We start from the raw sequence: 19,781 nt of genomic DNA, 5'->3' as shown, positions 1-19,781 counted from the left end.
ATTGCCTGCCTCTGTCGCGGCTTCCGAATCTGCCCTTTCTACGCGAAACATGGCAGAATGGATGCAATCAGCGTATTACTGGCTGGCCCACAGGATGCGTGCGATCCAGGCGAGCTCAGACGGCTTGAAACTCCGTAAGGGATAGGCCGGGTTCAGAGAGGCAAGTTCCACGGTGCGGGTGTTCTTGCGGGCCAGAACCTTGGCCATGACCTCTCCGTCCACAGTCTTTGCCACAACCCGGTCACCCGGCTTCACCTCTGCGGCGGGCGCAACGATAATGCGGTCCCCTGCCCGATAGGCCGGTTCCATGGAATCTCCGCTGATCTCCAGCGCATAGACAGATTCCGTGCCGAGGCCCGGAAAGCGAACCTCTTCCCAGCCCCCGCCAACCGGGAAGCCCGCATCATCAAAGAAGCCATCTTGACCCGCCTGTGCAAACCCAATGAGCGGCGCGATCGCCCCTCGTCGACCATCCACAAGTGCGGCGAAGTCATCAAAGCCCTGCCCCACCGCGTCCAGCACGCGCGCAAGGCTCTCCGTAGAGGGCCAGCGAGGCCGCCCGTCCGCGCCTTGGCGTTTGGACGGATTGAACGCCGTCGGGTCCAGCCCCGCCCGGCGCGCGAGGCCCGAAGCCGTCAGTCCATGATGCTCAGCCAGAGCGTCAATGCCCCGCCAGATATCCCGATGTTTCATGGGATAATATTCCCAATGGTTGCCTTGCCTGCTAAATAGGAATATCAACCTATTGTCAACAGGGTGGGAGAAGCAGTGTGATTATTTTTGTCCATGGCGTTCCGGATACTCCGCATTTGTGGCGGCCTCTGGTCCAAGCCCTTGGCCTGACGGAGGCGGATTACAAAGCGCCCGCCCTGCCCGGCTTTGGCTGTGAAAGGCCGGAGGGCTTCAGTGCCACAAAGGATGCCTATGCCGATTGGCTGGCTGGCCAGATGGAAGCCGCTGGCGAGCCTGTGGACATTGTCGGCCATGACTGGGGCGCGCTCCTGACTTTGAGAGCCACCTCTCTGCGCCCAGATCTGGTGCGCAGCTGGTGCGTTACCAATGCCGTGATTGACCCTGACTATTCCGGCCACACCATGGCCAGGCGCTGGGCGACACCTCTGGTCGGTGAGATGGTCATGCTGGGTATGCGGAACAAACAGCGCCTTCTGCCCGCCCTAATGCAGGGCGGAATGCCGACAGATCTGGCCAAACAAGAAGTGCCGCTCATAGACAAGACGATGCGGCAATGCATTCTTAGCCTATACCGTTCGGCCGTGGGCTTGCGCTTCAAGGGAGAGTGGGTGGAAGATCTGAAGAATCTACCCGCACAGGGCCAGCTATTCTGGGGAGAGACAGACCCGTATGTTGACCTCTCCGTAGCCGAACGGTTTTCGCAGAAGTGGAACATTCCGTTACATGTGGAACGGGGCGCCGGTCACTGGGCGTGCGCAGAACGGCCGGAAGCCTTTGCCGAAGTCCTGAAGCAATTCTGGGCATCTGTCTGAAGGCTGGGGCACATTCCCGCATAAGCAGAAACGTCTGATGGCCTGAGCGTTAAAGCTTCAGGCCATCGTCAGATTTCAGCTATTCCTTTCAGGCAGCTTCCTTGCTGGGATTGCCCAATTCCTGTTTCACGCGCTCAGCCAGCTGACGCACCGTGAATGGCTTCGGCAGGAAGGAGACCGCACGGTCATCATCCAACTGCTTCGCGATATCGCGCTCGGCATATCCGGAGATGAAGATGACGCGGGCGTGGCCCAGCAATTCCTTGGCCTCACGGATCAGCGTCGGACCATCCTTGCCTGGCATGACGACATCGGAGATGACCAGGTCGAAACTGCACGGATGATCCTCAAGGATTTCCATTGCCTCTTCGCCATCGCACGCCTCTTCCACCTCATAACCGCTGGTGCGCAGCAGAGAGGCCGCAATACCGCGAACGCCGTCTTCGTCCTCGATAAGCAGGATCCGTCCCCGTCCGGAAATATCCATCGGACGGCTGCTGACTTTCTCCGTCTGCGTCATCTCTACCGGCTCAGGAATTTCCTCAGCCTTCAGGGCAGGCAGGTAGATATGGAAGGTGGTGCCTTTACCAACATTCGACGTGGTGCAGATATAGCCGCCGGACTGTTTGATAATGCCGTAAACTGTCGCCAAGCCCAGACCTGTTCCGACGCCGGCTTCTTTAGTGGTGAAGAAGGGCTGGAAGATCTTGTCCATGACATCCTTGGTCATGCCGTGGCCGGTATCTTCCACTTCGATCAGCATGTAGTCGCCGTCGCTGACAAAGGAGAAGCCTTTCTCCTGCGCTTCCTTGCCTGTGGAGCGCGCCGTGCGGATCGTCAGCTTGCCGCCATTTTTGTGGGCCAGCATCGCATCGCGCGCATTGGTGGCCAGGTTGAACAGGGCATTCTCCAGCTGGTTCTTGTCGGCCTTCACATAAGGCACATCGCGGCCATGCTTCACTTCCATTTCGATCCGCTCGTCGAGCAGCTGGCGAAGCAAGATGTGGAACTCGCTCATGAAGTCTGTCACCGCAAAGACTTCGCGCTTGAAGGTCTGCTGACGCGCATAGGCGAGCAACATCTTGACCAGATCCTTGGCCCGGATCGAGAATTCGTGGATCGACTTCAGGTTCGGATAGGACGGATCGCCCAGCGGATGGCGGACCATCAACTGTTCATTGTTCAGGATTATGCCCTGCAGCACATTGTTGAAGTCATGCGCAACACCGCCAGCGAGTTGGCCGATGGCCTGCATCTTTTCACCATGGGCGAGACGCATTTCCAGTTCGCGCTGCTCGGTAATGTCCATGATGTACGCCACAGACGGACGGCCTGCGCCATCGAGGGCGACGAAGACGTTGACGTGCTTAGGCTCACGTCCGGCCAATCTGAGGGCGACCGGCTTGTCGATGGCATCCACCAGCAGGCCATGCAGCGCCTCCTCCCCCTCTTCCACAAGGAAGAGGTCAGAGAACTTGCCGCCTGGCGCGCCTTTGCCTTCGGTGATTTCCATCAGGGAGCGGTTGGAATCCATGATGATCGCGCTGTCGACGCTTGCCCCTTCGAGGCGGACGGCGCCAAACGGGGCGTCATCAAACATAGGGTCGCCATCAGGGCGCGGCGGACGCGATGCAGTGGAGACACGGAAATTGCTGTCTTCGCCCGTGCTCATCACCTGCTGGCTCGCCAGAATGATGGTGCGGCCTGTTGCTTCCGCGCCCTTGCCGGACCAGGTGGTGATCGCCTGTACCGGACGCTCAACACCGTCACGGCCGCGCAGCTGAATATCCACACGCCCAGCAGCGCCAGACTTGCGGTCACGCGCCAGCATCTTCACGAATTCAGGGCGCATGATGTCATCAATGCGGATGTTCTTCGCTGTCTCAGGCAGACCGAGCATGTCGCGCAGCCAACCATTGGCATAGGTAATCGTGCCGTCCGGACGGGCCGCAAAGAAGCCCATCGGTGCATCTTCGACATAAAGCGACTTAAGGTCAGACGCGCCCGTTGCTTCACGGTCCCCGGCAATCGGGCGAATTCTCCAGAGCACTTTTTCACGTGGCAGCGGAGAGACCGTAATTTCAAATTGCGCCGGCACACTCTCGGGCCCGATCGTGATCGGCGGCAGCACTTCGCGGCGCGCATGGCCGATCTTGGCATCCTTTGACAGACGGTAGACAGGTGCAGCAAGGCCCGGATTTGCCCCGAAAAGGCGATCGACAGTCACAGGCGCCCCTTCGGACTGGTTCATCATCAGCGCCATGCTGGTAAGTTCACGATAGGCAGTATTGGCCGCGACAGGGGCGCCGCCCTGGTCCGCAATCAAAACAGACTCGTCCAGCGCCTCGATCCAGCCGAAGCGAGGCATTCCAGATTGCGCCGCCCGCGCGATGGAGCCACGCTCCGGGAACAGTCCCAGCATGCGACCTGCGCCGCGCACGCTCCACAGCAGGAAGACGAGGCCGCCAGACGCCATGGCGATCAGCAGAATCGGCCCCGGCGCACCCGACGCGCCGGGCCAGGCCAGCGCCACACTCGCCGCTGCAATCGAAATGAGCAGGCAGACCCAGAAGCCAAGCTGCATCATGTCAATCTGATTGCTCGCAGACGTTGCACTTGCCTCGGGGGCCAGTTCAAGGTCTTCTGCGGGGGTCGCTTTCGCCTGGTCTGGGGAATCCATGGGTCGCTTTACACTCCTACCGCCAGCGCTGAATTTTTCGCGCTGTTTACTGTACGCCTTCTTCGCCCGGCGTAGCTTGCCGACTCAGACATGACGGAATCCTAGTTTATTCAGTTTCGCACGGCAAAGGTTAATGAAAGCGAAAAAACCGTTAAGGCAAACAGTAGAAATTACAGAATTCACAGAGCAATCGAGGCACTTCATGAGACAGACTTCCACCGCCATAGCAGGCCTTCTCCTCCTGGCAGCTTGCAACGGAACGCACATGGCAGAGACTGTCCCGGCGCCCGCAACGCAGGAGATGGCTCAGGAAGCCGTCGAGACCGAAACCGAGAGCGAGCGTCTTAACGCCTGGTTTGAAGAGAAATTCCAGGATGCCGCGGCCCGCAGCCCGATGATGCAGACCTATCTCGGCATCAAGACTGATTATGGCAAATGGGATGACATCACCGATGCTCGTGCAATCGAGGATCTGGAGATCCAGCGCCAGAACATCGCCGAGATGAAGGACAATTTCGATTTCGACAAGCTGGATGACCAGGCACAGCTCTCCTGGCGTCTGGCAGAGTATGAGCTTGCCCGCGCCGAGGCCGCCTTCCCGTATCGGCACTATGGCTACACGTTCAACCAGATGTTCGGCGCCCAATCCGGCATTCCGGCTTTCCTGGTAAACCAGCACCGCGTCGCCAGCCTGTCCGATGCCGAAGCCTATATCTCCCGCCTTGAAGGCGTCAGCGAATATCTCGGACAGAGTGTCGAGAATGCGAAATACTCCGTCAGCCAGGGCATCCAGCCACCGGCTTTCGTGTACCCATACGTGCTGAGCGACTCTCAAGGGGTTATCACGGGCTATCCCTTCACCAGCGATATATCTGATGGCAGCGAGGACAGCCCGCTGATGGAGGATTTCCGGGGCAAGCTACAGGCCATGCTCGACAAGGGCGATATCGACGCGGAGACAGCCTCAGATCTGCTGGACCGCGCAGCAATCGCGCTGAAAACCTCCGTCGGCCCCGCTTATGAAAACGCCATCGCCGTACTGACTGAACAAGCCAAAACAGCCACCACGGATGATGGCGCCTGGAAGTTCCCTGATGGGGAAGACTATTACGCAATGCGCCTGAAACAGGTGACCACAACGGACAAGAGCGCTGCGGAGATCCATCAGCTGGGCCTCGATGAAGTGGCCCGTATCCAGGATGAAATGCGCGGCATCATGCAACAGGTCGGCTTTGAAGGCAGCCTGCAGGATTTCTTCGAATTCATGCGGACCGATGAACAATTCTACCTGCCGAATACGGAAGAAGGCCGGGCGGAATATCTCAGCGAAGCGACTGAAATCATTGATGGCATGAAGGCGGATCTGCCAAGCGTATTCAAGACCTTCCCAAAAGCAGACATGATCGTCAAAGCGGTTGAGCCGTTCCGCGAGAAATCTGCTGGTAAGGCGTTCTATTCCCGCCCTGCCCCGGATGGCAGCCGCCCCGGCATCTATTACGCAAACCTGTACCGCATGCAGGATATGCCGACCTATCAGATGCAGGCGCTCGCCTTTCATGAAGGCATCCCCGGCCACCACATGCAGATCGCCATTGCCCAGGAACTGGACGGCATTCCGAGCTTCCGCAAGTTTGGCGGGTATACGGCCTTCACCGAAGGCTGGGGCCTCTATTCCGAACTTCTTCCGAAGGAAATGGGCTACTACTCTGATCCATATGATGATTTCGGCCGCCTCGCGATGGAGATCTGGCGGGCTGCCCGGCTGGTCGTGGATACGGGCATCCACGACAAGAAATGGACGCGCGAGCAGGCGATCCAGTATCTGATGGACAACACGCCAAACCCGGAAGGTGACGCGCGCAAGGCAATTGAGCGCTATATCGTGATGCCGGGCCAGGCTACGGCCTACAAAATCGGCATGCTGAAGATCGTTGAGCTGCGTGAACATGCCAAGGCGGAACTGGGCGACCAGTTCGATATTCGCGAATTTCATGACGTGGTTCTGAAGGATGGCGCGGTGCCGCTTCAGATACTGGAAGAAAATGTCGACGAATGGATCGACGAGAAGAAGGACGCATGAAAATGACAGCACGCAGACTGACCCGATTGGGACTTGCAACAGCGAGCCTGTGGGCTCTGACTGCGTGCACCTCTGTCGTTGCTCCCTTCCTGAAGCCGGATGTCGAGACTGAAACCATTCAGATGAAAGGGGGAAACTGGCAGCTTGATCCGGCACACGCCTCCCTGCTGTTCAAGATCAACCATCTGGATTTCTCCACTTATGTGGGACGTTTTGATCGTTTCGACGTGACGCTAAAGGGAGACCCAAAACATCCCGAAGACGCCATGCTGGAAGCCATTGTGGACATGACCTCACTCGACGTCGCCAATGAGGATTTCGCACAGACCCTGATGGGGCCGGACTGGTTCGATGCCACGCACTATCCACAGGCCCGGTTTCAGTCCACGCGGATCATCCGGACTGGCGAGACGACTGCGGATGTTGAGGGTGTCCTCACCCTGCATGGCCGGTCCGCGCCGATCACCTTGTCGGTCAAGTTCAATGGCTCGGCCTATGATCGGCTGCGTGGAGCCGATGTTGCAGGCTTCTCCATTCGTGGGGATATCGACCGGACCGAATTCGGGATCAGTAAATTCAGCGGATTGCTGGCCGACACCGTGCATCTGGAGATCGAAACGGAACTGTTGCGCAAGCCCGACGTATCTTGATCTGATGCATGTCTCCCCTAAGAGGGGGGAGAAAATACTGTTCTATGGGAGACGATGAATGCTGGGTGAGGTTATTGCGGAAGTCTTCACGGTATCAGGCTTGTTCACATTGATGATGCTGTTGATGCTCCAGGCTGTTCTGGGCTTTGACAACCTCCTCTACATTTCCATCGAATCCAAACGCGTGGGCGAGGCCAAGGCCCCCATGGTGCGCCGCTGGGGGATTGGCCTGGCCGTCGTCTTCCGGATCATTCTGCTGTTTATCATCGTGGCATTGTTCGATGCCCTGTCGGAACCTCTGTTCGGCTTCCATATGCCAGGTATTTTCGAGGGGGAATTCACCTTCCAGGGCCTCATCACATTGGCGGGCGGTGCCTTCATCATCTACACGGCGGTCAAGGAAATCTCCCACATGCTCACTGTGGAGCACATTGAGCATAGCGAGGGGGGCAAATCCAAATCCGTCACTCAGGCCATCCTCCTGATCGTGGCCATGAACATGGTTTTCTCTTTCGACTCTATCCTGTCAGCCATGGCGATTGCCAATGTGGAGATCGCAAAGATCGTCAATTCCGCAGGCGAGACACTCGGCACATTCAAAGGCACGGTGACAGACTGTAAGGCTGCGCTGATCTCCTCCCCTATTCCGGATGCCGTCGGCTGCCGCCCTGGCAAGGACTATCAGGTCTGGCTCATGGCCATCGCCATTATTGTATCGGGGGTCGTGATGGCCCTGATGGCAGATGCTGTGGCCAACTTCCTGAAGAAAAACCGCATGTATGAGGTGCTCGGCCTGTTCATCCTGTTCCTAGTCGGCGTTCTGCTGGTCACGGAAGGCGCACACCTGTCCCATATGACCCTGTTCACCTACACGATCGAAGCGATGTCCAAATCATCCTTCTATTTGGTGATCTTCGTACTGGTCGTGACGGACATCATTTCCAGCAAGTATCAGAAACGTCTATGGGCGCAGAAGGAAGCGGAGATCCTGGGCGGGGGCACCGAGCAAGCCTCACGTGACGGGGCGCAGGCGCATATGGACCGCAAGACACCGGCCAAGCCCCCTCAAAATTAGAGAGAGCGCTAACCCAGGATCTGTGTGCGTCGGGTGATGCGCAGGGCCATGCGATTGCCCTTGCGGCCAATCTGGCCTTCCGCTGCCACCGGGCCATCACGCCCGCCGGTCAGCAATTCCACGGGCTGATCTGCTGGCACGCCGAGAAGCAGGGTTGAGCCCGCTTTCAGGTTTGAAAGACGCGACATTGGCACACTGAGAGACGCAATGCGGGCTGTCAGCACAGCTGTCATGGCAGCAGGCGCAGGCTTTGGCTCCTCAGCTACAGGGGCGGCTTCAACTGGCGCCTCTACAGTTTGAGCCCGCCTCGCCTTGGGCGTGTCAGCCGCATCAAACAGATCATCTTCTGCCAGGATCAGGCGGGCCGTCATCCGAACCGTCTCCACCCGCACATCAAGATCCAGAATGGAGGCGTCGCCAGGGTTGGCGAGGGCCGCCGCAAATTCTTCGTCAGTCTCGATACGCGCAAACCGCAAGGCCGGGGCGATGGCCGGCCCAAGGGGGCGCACCAAGGCTTCCAGAAGCGCTGTATCCAGCAGGGTCAGCTGACGTACACGTTCTTCCTGTTCGCCCTGCCCTCCCGGCTTTCCGCCGCAGGCTGTTTCGATCAGGGCACTGACCAGAGGCGCGCTCAGCACCATCATTGCAGCAATCTCACCGCCCGGCGCCGCAAAGCAGGCAATCGCAGAGCCTGCTGGCGCAGAGCCCGGATAAAGCGCCTGGTCAAAACTGCCTGTTGATCCCGCACGCACAGTTGCCGCCGCTTTCAATCCACAGCCATCGCGCAGCGCCAGAGACAGGCGCGCAGCCAGACGGCGCGAATCTTCGGACACATCCGCAGCAGCTGGAGCTGCAGCAACAGGGCGCAGCCGGGGCTGCGCTTGTGGTTCAAAGTCAGGAATTGGTTTTTCGCTGGTGACATCCGGCTCTTCCGGAATATCCGGCATGTCATCCAAATTGGGACGCAGCAGAGCTTCAATCTCAGCCGGGCTCAACACGCCGCGCGACGTCGGCAGCGGCCTCTCTGGTGTAATCGGCTCAAACGTGGTGGGCATGTCCAGCATGATATCTGCCTCACGTCTCGGAGACATGTCCCATCCGTCATCGGCGGCGAGAGGCAAGGTGGAGCGCATGTGAGTATCAGCCGGGTCCTGTGTGAATCTCTTTTTTGCGCCTGATACGGTTAACGACTGGTTAGTAATTTCCCACCCGCTGCGGCTGTCATCAGTCATGAAAAGGTCTCCGGATCCTCCGGCGTTAACAGCGAAGCACTTATTGTTAAATATCACACTTCGGCGTTAAGGCCTTGATTACCATGCTGTAAGACATCGTTTGGACCTTCATGCCATGATGTCTTCAACGCATGAGGCGTCAAGCATATCTGCCGAAGCGTTGGGCTGATGAAAAAACGGCGGTGATCCTTTTCGGGGTCACCGCCGTTATCTTTTTGAAGCTGTGGAAGGATCAATCGTCGCGCAGGGTACGCTCTTTGCGCTCATGACGTTCCTGGGCTTCCAGGCTGAGCGTGGCTGTCGGCCGGGCTTCCAGACGGCGCAAGCTGATCGGCTCGCCCGTCACTTCGCAATAGCCATAAGAACCATCATCAATCCGGCGCAGCGCAGCATCGATCTTGGAGATCAGCTTGCGCTGACGGTCCCGCGTGCGCAGCTCCAGCGCCTTATCGCTTTCCGCCGAAGCTCGATCCACGATATCCGGGAGTGAGCCAGACTCATCCTGAAGATTATTGATGGTCTGCTTTGCACCATCCAGGATGTCGGCTTTCCAGGTTTCGAGAAGCTTCCGGAAGTAGGCGAGCTGTTGCTCGTTCATGAAGTCCTCGTCCTCCGAGGGGCGATAGTCGTCCGAGAGGTCAACACTCATCGCTTCATACCTTAACTCTGTTTGGGGGCGGATATAGAACGCCCAGCGATTCACTGCAATCATTCTTGCTGTGTAATTTTTGTCAATGTTTTCAGACAATTGCGGCAAAAACGTGTATTTTCTTAAAGAATATCACCAATCTTTCACTGGTTTGTTCCCGCTTTCACCTGCAATTTACAGGCCGGGACTTGATCTTTAGGGCGACGACGCGCTCTATGATCCTTCGTCCAAAACTCAGCCGATTGATGGTTTCAGCGTACATGCCCCGACGCCGGAAAACTATGGATAAGACCTCCGGCTGGATGCAGGCAGTGGTCTTCAACTCCTTGTTGATTTTAATGCCTGTCATCGCGGCCCAGAGCCTTGCTGCGGCTTTTTCCGGTTCAACCTTCTCGGAATCTCCGGGCATCGAAGCCATCGATACGACACGCCGCAACATGGATGAGGCCTTTGCCTCCTTTGCCCCCCGCAGTGCTGGCGACAAGTACAAATTCTGGCACGACATTGTTGAACGCGAGCTGACCGACATGGATGTCGCAGCCGCGCGCGGCTTCCTGCTCGCGGCGCCCCAGATGCTGGACAGGGAATCGGTTCGGGAACTGGAAGCCGATTCAAACGGCGTGCGCCTTGAGCGCGCCGACGATCGCCTTGCCGCCGCCGCCCTGCGAAAGCTGCCACTGGATATCGGGCTGAAATTCGAAGAAGCGCAGGTCTCTGCCCGTATTCGCGATTCCGGTATTGAGCCGACACCTGTCACGGAGGCAAGTGAAGCATCCGAAACGCCTGAAACGGCACCCGCCGAGGAAGATGGCGCCTTGGCTGAGGCGGAAGCTGAAGCCGACGGCGACATCTCCGTCAGCACCAATTCCCGCAATAACCGCCACTTCCTGCTGCTGGGCACATTTGCCGATTTGGCCAACAATTCCGAGCGCTGGCTCGATGGTGACCGGGTGGACATCATCGCGCTGAAAATTACGGCAATAGGCCTCTTGGAAGCAGAAGCCACAGATGGCCTGTCGGATACGAATATCCGCGCAGCCTCCATTCTGAAATCAGCGCGCCGTGCCCGCCGTATGACTCCGGAATTTACCGCCTACCTCAAAGAGCGCTTGAATGACGCCCTTCCCGACAGCAAGCTGCGTCCTGCCCTTGAAGATGCGCTTGGGGAACTGGCCACAACGAATGTCCGCGAGGATCGCGTCAAGGCAGCCTTCCTGGAATCCCTCGACCCGCATGGCCTGGAGAAACTGGAAGCTGACTTTGTGCAGATTGACCGCATCGGCATGCTGACCAGCCCGTCAGCAGCCATCACGCTGCTGGAGCCGGTGAAGGACACGGCCGATCTGCGCCGTGTGCGTCTGCTGACAGAAGCGGGGGGAGACCGCGCCGTTGCCCTGGTGAAACAGGAAGGCCCGGCTGCGCTTCGTATTGCCGACACAGGCATAAAATGGACCCGCCAGCTGATGCTGCAGGTCATGGGCCTGACCGCATCGGGCCTCGCGCTTTTCTATGTGATGATCGCGACCTTCCGCCGAAATGTCCGCCTTCCAAAGAAGCGCGTAGAGCCGGCAGGCATCTAAAAAGACAAAAGAGAACTGAAACAGGCCGCAGGCAGTGGAGCTTTAAATACCGAAAGCGCCCTGAATGCCGTCGATCAGCAACTGAACCGACAGGGCCGCAAGGATAACGCCCAGAATCCGCGTCAGGGCCCCTGCCACGCTGGCGCCCATCATGCGCACCAGCGGGCCTGCAATCAGGAAAATGACCAGCGTCAGCAAAAGGTTCAGGCCGATGGCGGACAGCACAACGCCCTTCTCTACCCAGTCAGACTTTTCAGACATGTAGAACATGGCCGTGGCGATAGAGCCCGGCCCGGCAACCATGGGAATACCCAACGGAAACACCGAAATATCGTCTGGCTCTGGATCTGCGTTGTGGCTATCCAGATGCTCTTCAGCGCGGTGCTCCCGGCGCTCGGTCCGCTTTTCAAACACCATATCCAGCGCGATCAGGAACAGCAGAATGCCGCCCGCAGCCCGGAAGGCATCAATCGAGATGTGCATGGCATTCAGCAGCCACGCGCCGCCGAAGGCGAAGCCGAAAATGATGATGCTGGCCACGAAAATGGACTTGAACGCCATCTGCCGGCGATAAGCGGCATTGCCCTGAGCGGTCAGCGTTGCGAACACGGGTGCAACGCCCAATGCATCTATCAGGACGAAGAATGTGACGAATGTCGCGGTAAAAAGGGAGATAAGGTCAGCGCTCATGCGCGCGCCCTAATCTTTTTGCGTGGCGGCGTCGAGTATTTCCTGCACCATCGGGGCCACGCTGACCTTGTCTGGAGTTGTCTCGAACCGGGAAAGATCGGCTGCGCCTGAAGCGAGGGCCAACATCATGCGATGCCCGCGCAGGCGTTGAAGGAGGCCTTCATTGCCCCGATGCCCGTCTGCCGAGGCCGTCCGGCCATTCCCAAGATCCACGATCATGTCTTCCCCCTGCCCGGCCTCCAGGCGAGAGATCGCCTCATCCAGGCTGACGGGGGGCGTTTCCGGTAAGGTGTGGGCTCTCATCAGACTTCCATCCGGCATCAGGCGGCTCCCCGCACGTCTGCCGCCATCATTTTGCGGCAACGGCTGAGCGCCCTGTAAAGGTTGGAACTGGTAACATCTGCGGAAATGTCCAGCACGGCTTCGCGATCTTCATCGGACTGGCAGCTCGCCAGCATGCTCGCCAAGGCTTCAGCGGCCTGCGCATAGGCCGGGCCGTCCACTTCTCCCAGCAGATACATTTGCATGACGGCGAAATAGGCCCGCCCAGCCGGCGTGGTGGCTTCGTTGGGGCGCAGGATGTCTTTCTCGCGCAGAACCCGCGCATGCGTTTCCAGCAGCAAGACGCCTCGCCGGTCGCCATTGCGCACGACCGCACCGTTTACAACGAATGTTTCACCCGGCTTCAGGGACAGCTTCAAGGGCATGGCGTGCGAATCCGATCCTGCATGTTTTGTTGAAATTTGCAGAAAGGCGTTAACGCTTAATTGCGATCTCGTTAGTTGTGCCAGAATGAGACCGAACTGTCCCGAATACGGATTGGGGTAAAGTGCCATGCGCCCGTGTCACGGATGCGTAGGGTCATAAGGCCTGCAGCATCTCCGGACTATCCAGCCAATCAGGCCAACCAACCGGAGCGCGCGGCGCTGATCTGAAGCTTGAGCTTCTGCGGCGGCGCGCATGGCCATATCTATATACCACGCGGTCCAGGCAGCAGATAATTAAATCCCTGCTGCAGCGCGTCACTGCCCTTTCGCCACGTAAGCGCTTGCCCCACAGGGTGGCCCGTCTATTGTGTAGCCAGACCCAGATGAGGAAGAATTCATGCGCTTTGAAGGCACCCAGGATTACGTCGCAACGGATGATTTGAAAGTGGCCGTCAACGCCGCGATTGCTCTGGAACGCCCCCTCTTGATCAAGGGCGAACCCGGCACCGGCAAGACCGTTCTGGCCGTTGAAGTGGCCAAGGCCCTCGGCGCCGAACTGATTGAGTGGCATATCAAATCCACGACAAAGGCCAATCAGGGCCTGTATGAATATGATGCGGTCTCTCGACTGCGCGACGGCCAGATGGGTGAAGAGCGCGCGAAAGACGTCAAGAACTACATCAAGAAGGGCAAGCTGTGGGAGGCGTTCACCGCCGACAAGCGCCCTGTCCTGCTGATCGATGAAATCGACAAGGCCGACATCGAATTCCCGAACGACCTTCTCCAGGAACTCGACCGTATGGAGTTCTATGTCTACGAGACGGATGAGACCGTGAAGGCAAAACAGCGCCCGATCGTGATCATCACCTCCAACAATGAGAAGGAACTGCCGGACGCTTTCCTGCGCCGCTGCTTCTTCCACTTCATCAAGTTCCCGGACGAGGAAACGATGCAGGAGATCGTCGATGTCCACTATCCAGGCATCAAGCAGAAACTGGTCAAAGACGCACTGACCACATTCTACGCCATGCGCGAACTGCCGGGCGTGAAGAAAAAGCCATCGACCAGTGAGCTGCTCGATTGGCTGAAGCTCCTGATGAACGAGGATATCGACCTCGAAACGCTGAAAGAGAAAGACCCTGAGCGTCTGACTCCGCCGCTGCATGGCGCGCTTCTGAAGAATGAGCAGGACGTCGCCCTGTTCGAACGCCTCGCCTTCCTCGCACGTCGCGGCGAAGGCGGCGGCCGCAGAGGGCCTGCGGGCTAAGCAGACGCTCTGATAGACCCGCCTGCTTTGCAGGCGGCGCTTGCAGTTAAGAATCCTGTTACCTGAACCTCAGGGGCTTCCGGTTGTGTTGAGCATTATCGCACAGAACAGCGTCCCCTAATCCTGTTTGATCTCTCCCAGAGGGTGCGCTTTGGGGCGGCGGTTCACGTCGGAACGGCTTCTCAGAAAGTCTTCCATCTTTGTCTTGTCGCCGCGCTCATCAAGCCAGGTTTTCCAGGCAAGGCTGATCCAGCCAACATGGAACAACAGGCCGCAAATGATAGCAATGAGGCCCGGTATGGGGCCAAGGTGCGCGCGCCGTACATACTCGTCCCATGTGAGCACATCGGTCGGATGAATGGCGATCTTGGCGAAATAGGCCGCGCCCTGAATAGCGAAAATCCACCCATAATTCCGGCGAAGGCGACGACCGATCGCCCGCAAGGAAGATATCCGATATTGCGGCTTTTCATAATCGTCTGAGAGCGCTGTGCCACGATCCAGAGGGATCCTGGCCCCCTGCCCGCGCAGCATCGGCACATAGAAAGCGATCTCCAGCACACGCGCGCGAAACCGCCAGACATAGAAGAACCGATAGCGCCGCGCCTCCAGCATCAGGAACATGATGCACAAAGCCCCCACCAGAACGATGGGGAATGGGGAGGCACTGGCAGAAGAGAAAGATACAGACAGGCCAATACCTGTCGTGATCACGGCCCAATTTGTTGTCTGGTCAAGACGCTGCCGCCATATGGTCGAGCGGTACACTTCCGCCCGGTAGAGGTGGGCCAACGCACCGACCTCCTTGCTACCCGCAATGGCCTCTGGCGGATCACCCTCTGGATCCTCTGAAAACTCGATGTCGCTGCTCATGAGGCATAGTATGGCGCGAGTCAGTCTCGCGCCAAGGGGCAAAGCGTCCCGTTATCACTTGTTTTTACGGGACTCTGCCTCGTCTTCACTTTCTTCCTCAGTCTCTTTGGACGCCAGGCCCTTTAGCGGGATAGGCACAGCCTCAGGCCGGAAGGACAATGTGGACTGCGGGAACGGGATCGTGATGCCAGCTTCGTCCAGAGCGTCTTTCACCGCAAAAGCGACTTCATCATAGGTCGCGCGCTGGTCAGCCGGGCGACTATCGGCCCACCAGAACAATTTGAAATCGATGGAGGAGCCACCGAATGAGACACATTGCACCTGCATTTGCTCATTCTGATTAACGGTCTCGCACGACTTGAGCGCTTCCATCAGAGCCGATTTCGCCTTCCGCATGTCAGTGTCATAATCCACGCCGACGACAAGCTCCTGCCGCTTCAAGCCGCGATCCGTCTGAATGACGACCGGATTGTCGAACAGATAGGAGTTCGGCACGATCACCAGTTCCCCATCCGTTTGGCGGACATGCGTCTCCCGGATCTGGATATTCTCCACGCGGCCATAGACATCTTCACACTCGATCACGTCACCGATGCGCAGCTTCTTGCGACCGAGGATCACAACGCCTGCCAGGAAGTTAGAAAAGACATCCTTGAAGGCAAAACCTATGGCCACAGACGTAAGGCCCAGCCCGGCAACCAAATTACCGGGAGAAACAGACGGGAAGACAACCAGGGCGGCGAGCGCCAGGCCGATGATCCAGGCCACAATGGAAATGAGATTTTGGGCGAGCGTGATCAGGGCGCTGCGCACATGAGCGCGCTTCATACCTGCCGTGACAACGGCCCGTATAATACGACCCGCAACAATGGTCAGGACGAGAATGATGAGAGCAAGAATCAGAGCAGGCAGACTTTTGAAAAAGCCCGTAGCCATACCTTCTACGGCTGTTTTCAAATCATCTATGGGGGTAAATTCCATGCGCCCTGAACGCATGACGCAGCGAGAAGTTCCGCTCAATCAGGACAGTAGCCGCGGGAGACAATAGGAGCATACCCTTCCAGAACGGCGCGGACGTGTCGCGTATCCTGATCATCCGCCTCATTCCGGATCCTCGCGGCCAGAGGCGAGGCATCTCCTGTAATTCGGGCACGCCACAAGGCATAGCGCAGGGAGTCTGGCGTCGCAGTCAGCCTCACGGCGCGGTCAAAATCCTGCAGATTACACGCCTCCATTGATAGCTCTGCCAGCAGGTGACCGAAATCGGCCTGCTCAAAGGAGCGCTCTAGCCCCTTCCCGCCCTGCGGCGGCCCCGCCAGCTCGAACATGGCGCTGACAATACGCTCGCGGAGGGCGGGCGTCTCGGCCAGCCGTGCACCTTCCGCCATGATTTCCGGGCGGCCAATATTGAAGGGAGCGCTTCCCGAGCGCGCCTTCTGGAGGAAATCATCCCAGCCTCCCTCTGCCAACACGCCCCGCGCCTTTCGCCCAGCATAGCCGGGGCCTTCACGGGGAAGGATTGGCGCGCTGTTGAGCCTGCGAGACCATTCGCGCGTGAGGGCAGCATCATGCGTCTCAGCCACCACATAAAGAAACGGCCGCTTCACGCGGTCCTGCTTTTCCGGCGGCAGGACACTTGCCGCAACCCAAATCGATTCCAGCATGCATTCTGTCTCATCCTGTTGCCCGCACGGGCTGATCAGCTGCGCAGAGGCAGGCCCTGCGACAAGACCGGAAGCGGCAAAAGTGGCAGCAAGAACAAGGGATTTCATACCGCCCTCCTAGCAAATGCAGGTGAACGCTGGATGAGCGCTGCCAAAGCCTCTGCAGCAGACTTGCCCGCTTATCCCAGCGTCAGCTTGGACATAGGCCCCTGCGGAGGCTATCTTGCCAACGAACGCCATATAAAGAGATCCGCCCATGTTCCTGAAATTCTTCAATGAGCTGCGCGAAGCCAAAGTGCCCGTCACCCTGAAGGAGTACCTCGCCCTGATGGAGGCGATGGACAAGCAGGTGATCGATATGGATGTGGAGGATTTCTACTATCTCTCTCGCGCAGCTCTGGTGAAGGATGAGCGCAATATCGACAAGTTCGACAAGGTGTTCGGCCATACGTTCAAGGGGCTAGACACTCTGGCCGATGCCGTTGACGTGCAGGACCTGCCGGAAGAATGGCTGCGCAAAATGACAGAGAAATTCCTGTCCAAGGAAGAGATGGACGAGATCGAAGCGCTGGGCGGCTTTGAGAAGCTGATGGAAACACTTCAGGAGCGCCTCAAGGAACAGAAAGAGCGTCACGAAGGCGGCAATAAATGGATCGGCACAGGCGGCACCTCCCCGTTCGGCGCGAATGGCTATAACCCTGAAGGCGTGCGCATCGGCCAGGAAAAGTCCCGCCACCGCCGCGCCGTGAAGGTGTGGGACAAGCGAGAATTCAAGAACTACGATGACAGTGTCGAACTCGGCACACGGAACATCAAGGTCGCCATGAAGCGCCTGCGCAAATGGGCCCGCACCGGTGCGCATGACGAGTTGGATCTGGACCAGACGATCCGCAACACGGCCCGCAAGGGCTATCTCGATATCGAGATGCGCCCGGAAAAGCGCAACACGGTCTCTGTCCTGCTTCTGCTGGATGTCGGCGGATCGATGGACCCTTATGTGCGGATCATGGAAGAGCTGTTCTCCGCCGCACGGTCCGAGATCAAGAACCTAGAATACTACTACTTCCACAACTGCCCCTATGAAGGCCTGTGGAAAGACAATCGCCGCCGCTTGAACAATCGCATCCCGACCTGGGACGTGCTGAACAAGTTCCCGTCAGACTATAAAGTCATCATCGTTGGCGATGCCACGATGAGCCCGTATGAAATCACCTATGCAGGCGGCTCGGTCGAGCACTGGAATGAAGAGGCTGGCGGCATCTGGATCCAGCGCTTCGTCGAACGCTATCCAAACCTTGTCTGGCTGAACCCGGTCAAGGAAGGCGCATGGGAGTATACCGGCTCCATCAAGCTGATCCGTGAACTGATCGGCGGGCACCGGATGTTCGAGCTGACTCTGGAAGGCCTGGATGAGGCCATGAAGGAACTCAGCCGCTAGCGCTCTTCACTCTCCTGTCCTACACTATTCGTAACGGATAGAGGGAGACAGGTATGCCACGCATCAAGGCCAACGGACTGGATATCGAGTACGAAGATATCGGCTCACCAGATGATCCGATGATCCTGCTCATATCAGGCTATATGGGGCAGATGACGGAATGGCCTGACAGTTTCAAACAATCCCTTGTTGATGCAGGCCGCAGGGTTGTCACCTTCGACAATCGGGACATTGGCCTGACCACTGCAGCAGAATATCCCGGTTTGGAAGAGACAGTTCCTCCGCCCATGGAGGCCCTGATGCAGGGCGCGGCAGAGGGCGCTCCGGTGCATGAGCAAGTGCCCTATGTGCTGGACGATATGGCGGCAGATGCCGCTGCGCTGATTGAAGCGCTCGGCGCTGATCAGGCGGATGTACTCGGGCTTTCAATGGGCGGCATGATTGTTCAGCTGATGGCCCTGAACCATCCAGAGCGCGTGCGCACGCTGATCCCCGTCATGACCACATCCGGCGACCCGGAATTGCCACCAACATCGGATGACGCGCTGGAGGCTCTGACAGCAGAACCGGAGGCAGAAACGCTTGAAGCCATCGGCGACCTGGCCGTACAGACCTACCACGTAATTGGTTCGCATCCGGATATTCGTAATTCCGATGCGGAACTGCGCGCGTCCGCGATTGCGGATGTCCAGCGCGCCAATCGCCCGCTCGGCTTGGCCCGGCAGTTTGCAGCCTTGCTGGCGCAACCCCGCTGGCATGAACGTCTTGGCACGGTGACGCAACCAACCCTGGTGCTTCACGGTGCAGCGGACCGCCTGATCAATCCTGAAGGCGGGCGCGACATTGCCCGGCGCATTCCTAATGCAGAATTTGAAATCATCGAAAAATGGGGTCATGATCTGCCAGAGAAAGTCGTCCCTGTTCTGCTAAACCGGATCATTCCCTTCCTGGGACGCACCACCCCAACAGGCCCAGCAAATGCTGACTGAGGTCGAGGAAAACATCTGGCTGGTCGACGGGCCAAATGTGAACTTCTATGGCTATCCCTATTCGACCCGCATGGTGATCGTGCGCCTGCCGGATGGAGCGCTTTGGGTCTGGTCACCCATTCAGCTGACAGATGAATTGAAGGAAGCCGTCAACGCCCTAGGGCGCGTGGCACATCTCATCAGCCCGAACAAAATCCACCATCTCTTCCTTCAGGACTGGAAAGCCGCCTGGCCGGATGCAAAGCTCTGGGGCCCTGCCTCAACCATCAAGAAACGCAAAGACCTAAAGTTTGAACCTGCCCTGCAGCACACTCCGCCTGCAGACTGGCAGGGCGTGATCGATCAGTTTTGGTTCACAGGCTCTCTCTTCATGGATGAGGTCGCCTTCCTTCACACGGCTTCGGGCACGGCAATCTTTGCAGACCTGTCAGAGAACTTCTCGCAATCCTTTCTGGAGAGATACTGGAAAAGCTGGCAACGCATGATCGCCAATGTTTGGGGCATTGTGCAAGGCAAAGGCTACGCACCGCTGGAATGGAGGCTCAGTTGGATCAACCGATCATCTGCACGCCAGACCATTCTCCGCCTGATTGGCCGCAAACCTGAGCATGTCATCATGGCGCATGGCGAGTGGATTGATACGGGCGCGGATGCCTTCCTCCGCCGGGCCTTCAGCTGGCTGCTGAAAGAATAGGGAAACTC

Annotated in this window: 19 protein-coding genes; 9 read left to right on the top strand and 10 right to left on the bottom strand. The window is 58.0% G+C overall.

Annotated features, from left to right (window positions below):
* Positions 1 to 75: 75 nt before the first annotated feature.
* Positions 76 to 693 (bottom strand): S24 family peptidase, encoded by a 618-nt coding sequence (locus HY29_RS08120; RefSeq protein WP_034795366.1) that lies wholly within the window; start codon positions 691 to 693, stop codon positions 76 to 78.
* A gap of 77 nt (positions 694 to 770) precedes the next feature.
* On the opposite strand from HY29_RS08120, the gene HY29_RS08115 reads away from it, so the two are divergent.
* Positions 771 to 1,505 carry an alpha/beta fold hydrolase gene (locus HY29_RS08115; RefSeq protein ID WP_034795363.1) on the top strand — a complete coding sequence of 245 codons (735 nt, stop codon included), beginning with the start codon at positions 771 to 773 and terminating at the stop codon, positions 1,503 to 1,505.
* Between the two features lie 88 nt (positions 1,506 to 1,593).
* Here HY29_RS08115 and HY29_RS08110 read toward each other — a convergent pair whose 3' ends face one another.
* Entirely contained in the window at positions 1,594 to 4,185 is a 2,592-nt protein-coding gene (locus tag HY29_RS08110; RefSeq protein WP_034795360.1) for a response regulator, read from the bottom strand.
* A 265-nt stretch (positions 4,186 to 4,450) separates the two neighbouring features.
* On the opposite strand from HY29_RS08110, the gene HY29_RS08105 reads away from it, so the two are divergent.
* Genes HY29_RS08105 through HY29_RS08095 form a run of 3 tightly spaced genes read left to right on the top strand, consistent with a single transcriptional unit; the run spans position 4,451 to position 7,990 of the window.
* On the top strand, positions 4,451 to 6,265 hold the full coding sequence (locus HY29_RS08105) for a DUF885 domain-containing protein (RefSeq protein WP_241765167.1): 1,815 nt from the start codon (positions 4,451 to 4,453) through the stop codon (positions 6,263 to 6,265).
* A 2-nt stretch (positions 6,266 to 6,267) separates the two neighbouring features.
* Positions 6,268 to 6,915 (top strand): YceI family protein, encoded by a 648-nt coding sequence (locus HY29_RS08100; RefSeq protein WP_162176690.1) that lies wholly within the window; start codon positions 6,268 to 6,270, stop codon positions 6,913 to 6,915.
* Between the two features lie 58 nt (positions 6,916 to 6,973).
* Complete coding sequence (locus tag HY29_RS08095) at positions 6,974 to 7,990, top strand: TerC family protein (RefSeq protein ID WP_051601301.1); 1,017 nt, start codon at positions 6,974 to 6,976, stop codon at positions 7,988 to 7,990.
* Between the two features lie 8 nt (positions 7,991 to 7,998).
* On the opposite strand, the gene HY29_RS08090 is transcribed toward HY29_RS08095, so the two are convergent.
* Entirely contained in the window at positions 7,999 to 9,222 is a 1,224-nt protein-coding gene (locus tag HY29_RS08090) for a FliM/FliN family flagellar motor switch protein (RefSeq protein WP_081811291.1), read from the bottom strand.
* Between the two features lie 232 nt (positions 9,223 to 9,454).
* Entirely contained in the window at positions 9,455 to 9,871 is a 417-nt protein-coding gene (gene dksA / locus HY29_RS08085) for an RNA polymerase-binding protein DksA (protein WP_034795436.1), read from the bottom strand.
* Between the two features lie 281 nt (positions 9,872 to 10,152).
* On the opposite strand from dksA, the gene HY29_RS08080 reads away from it, so the two are divergent.
* Positions 10,153 to 11,451 carry a hypothetical protein gene (locus HY29_RS08080; RefSeq protein ID WP_034795350.1) on the top strand — a complete coding sequence of 433 codons (1,299 nt, stop codon included), beginning with the start codon at positions 10,153 to 10,155 and terminating at the stop codon, positions 11,449 to 11,451.
* 42 nt (positions 11,452 to 11,493) lie between these two features.
* On the opposite strand, the gene HY29_RS08075 is transcribed toward HY29_RS08080, so the two are convergent.
* From HY29_RS08075 to flbT, 3 genes are read right to left on the bottom strand one after another with little or no spacing between them, the layout of a single operon-like run.
* Complete coding sequence (locus HY29_RS08075) at positions 11,494 to 12,141, bottom strand: MarC family protein (protein ID WP_034795347.1); 648 nt, start codon at positions 12,139 to 12,141, stop codon at positions 11,494 to 11,496.
* Between the two features lie 9 nt (positions 12,142 to 12,150).
* On the bottom strand, positions 12,151 to 12,462 hold the full coding sequence (locus tag HY29_RS08070; protein WP_034795344.1) for a hypothetical protein: 312 nt from the start codon (positions 12,460 to 12,462) through the stop codon (positions 12,151 to 12,153).
* Complete coding sequence (gene flbT, locus HY29_RS08065) at positions 12,462 to 12,848, bottom strand: flagellar biosynthesis repressor FlbT (protein ID WP_034795341.1); 387 nt, start codon at positions 12,846 to 12,848, stop codon at positions 12,462 to 12,464. Before flbT ends, HY29_RS08070 begins: the two co-directional genes overlap by 1 nt.
* 397 nt (positions 12,849 to 13,245) lie before the next feature.
* Between flbT and HY29_RS08060 the strand changes: the two genes are divergently transcribed.
* Complete coding sequence (locus HY29_RS08060; protein WP_034795338.1) at positions 13,246 to 14,115, top strand: AAA family ATPase; 870 nt, start codon at positions 13,246 to 13,248, stop codon at positions 14,113 to 14,115.
* Positions 14,116 to 14,232: 117 nt separating this feature from the next.
* On the opposite strand, the gene HY29_RS08055 is transcribed toward HY29_RS08060, so the two are convergent.
* From HY29_RS08055 to HY29_RS08045, 3 genes are all read right to left on the bottom strand, one after another.
* Entirely contained in the window at positions 14,233 to 14,988 is a 756-nt protein-coding gene (locus HY29_RS08055; RefSeq protein ID WP_051601299.1) for a DUF2270 domain-containing protein, read from the bottom strand.
* Positions 14,989 to 15,042: 54 nt separating this feature from the next.
* Positions 15,043 to 15,924, bottom strand: coding sequence for a mechanosensitive ion channel family protein (locus tag HY29_RS08050; protein WP_162176689.1), 882 nt, complete (start codon positions 15,922 to 15,924; stop codon positions 15,043 to 15,045).
* Positions 15,925 to 16,004: 80 nt separating this feature from the next.
* Positions 16,005 to 16,760: a hypothetical protein gene (locus HY29_RS08045; protein ID WP_034795334.1), complete on the bottom strand. Its 756-nt coding sequence runs from the start codon at positions 16,758 to 16,760 to the stop codon at positions 16,005 to 16,007.
* 148 nt (positions 16,761 to 16,908) lie between these two features.
* Between HY29_RS08045 and HY29_RS08040 the strand changes: the two genes are divergently transcribed.
* The 3 genes from HY29_RS08040 to HY29_RS08030 are packed head-to-tail and all read left to right on the top strand — an operon-like array spanning position 16,909 to position 19,773.
* Positions 16,909 to 18,090: a vWA domain-containing protein gene (locus tag HY29_RS08040; RefSeq protein ID WP_034795333.1), complete on the top strand. Its 1,182-nt coding sequence runs from the start codon at positions 16,909 to 16,911 to the stop codon at positions 18,088 to 18,090.
* Between the two features lie 53 nt (positions 18,091 to 18,143).
* Positions 18,144 to 19,079 (top strand): alpha/beta fold hydrolase, encoded by a 936-nt coding sequence (locus HY29_RS08035; protein ID WP_051601297.1) that lies wholly within the window; start codon positions 18,144 to 18,146, stop codon positions 19,077 to 19,079.
* A complete protein-coding gene (locus tag HY29_RS08030; RefSeq protein ID WP_034795332.1) occupies positions 19,069 to 19,773 on the top strand; it encodes a DUF4336 domain-containing protein in 705 nt (234 codons plus the stop codon). Before HY29_RS08035 ends, HY29_RS08030 begins: the two co-directional genes overlap by 11 nt.
* The last annotated feature ends 8 nt before the right edge of the window (positions 19,774 to 19,781 follow it).

It is taken from the genome of Hyphomonas beringensis, from assembly GCF_000682755.1.
In the GTDB taxonomy this organism is placed as follows: Bacteria; Pseudomonadota; Alphaproteobacteria; order Caulobacterales; family Hyphomonadaceae; genus Hyphomonas; species Hyphomonas beringensis.
Note: the sequence above shows the minus strand (reverse complement) of the source record. Positions and strands in the feature narration are given on the sequence as shown.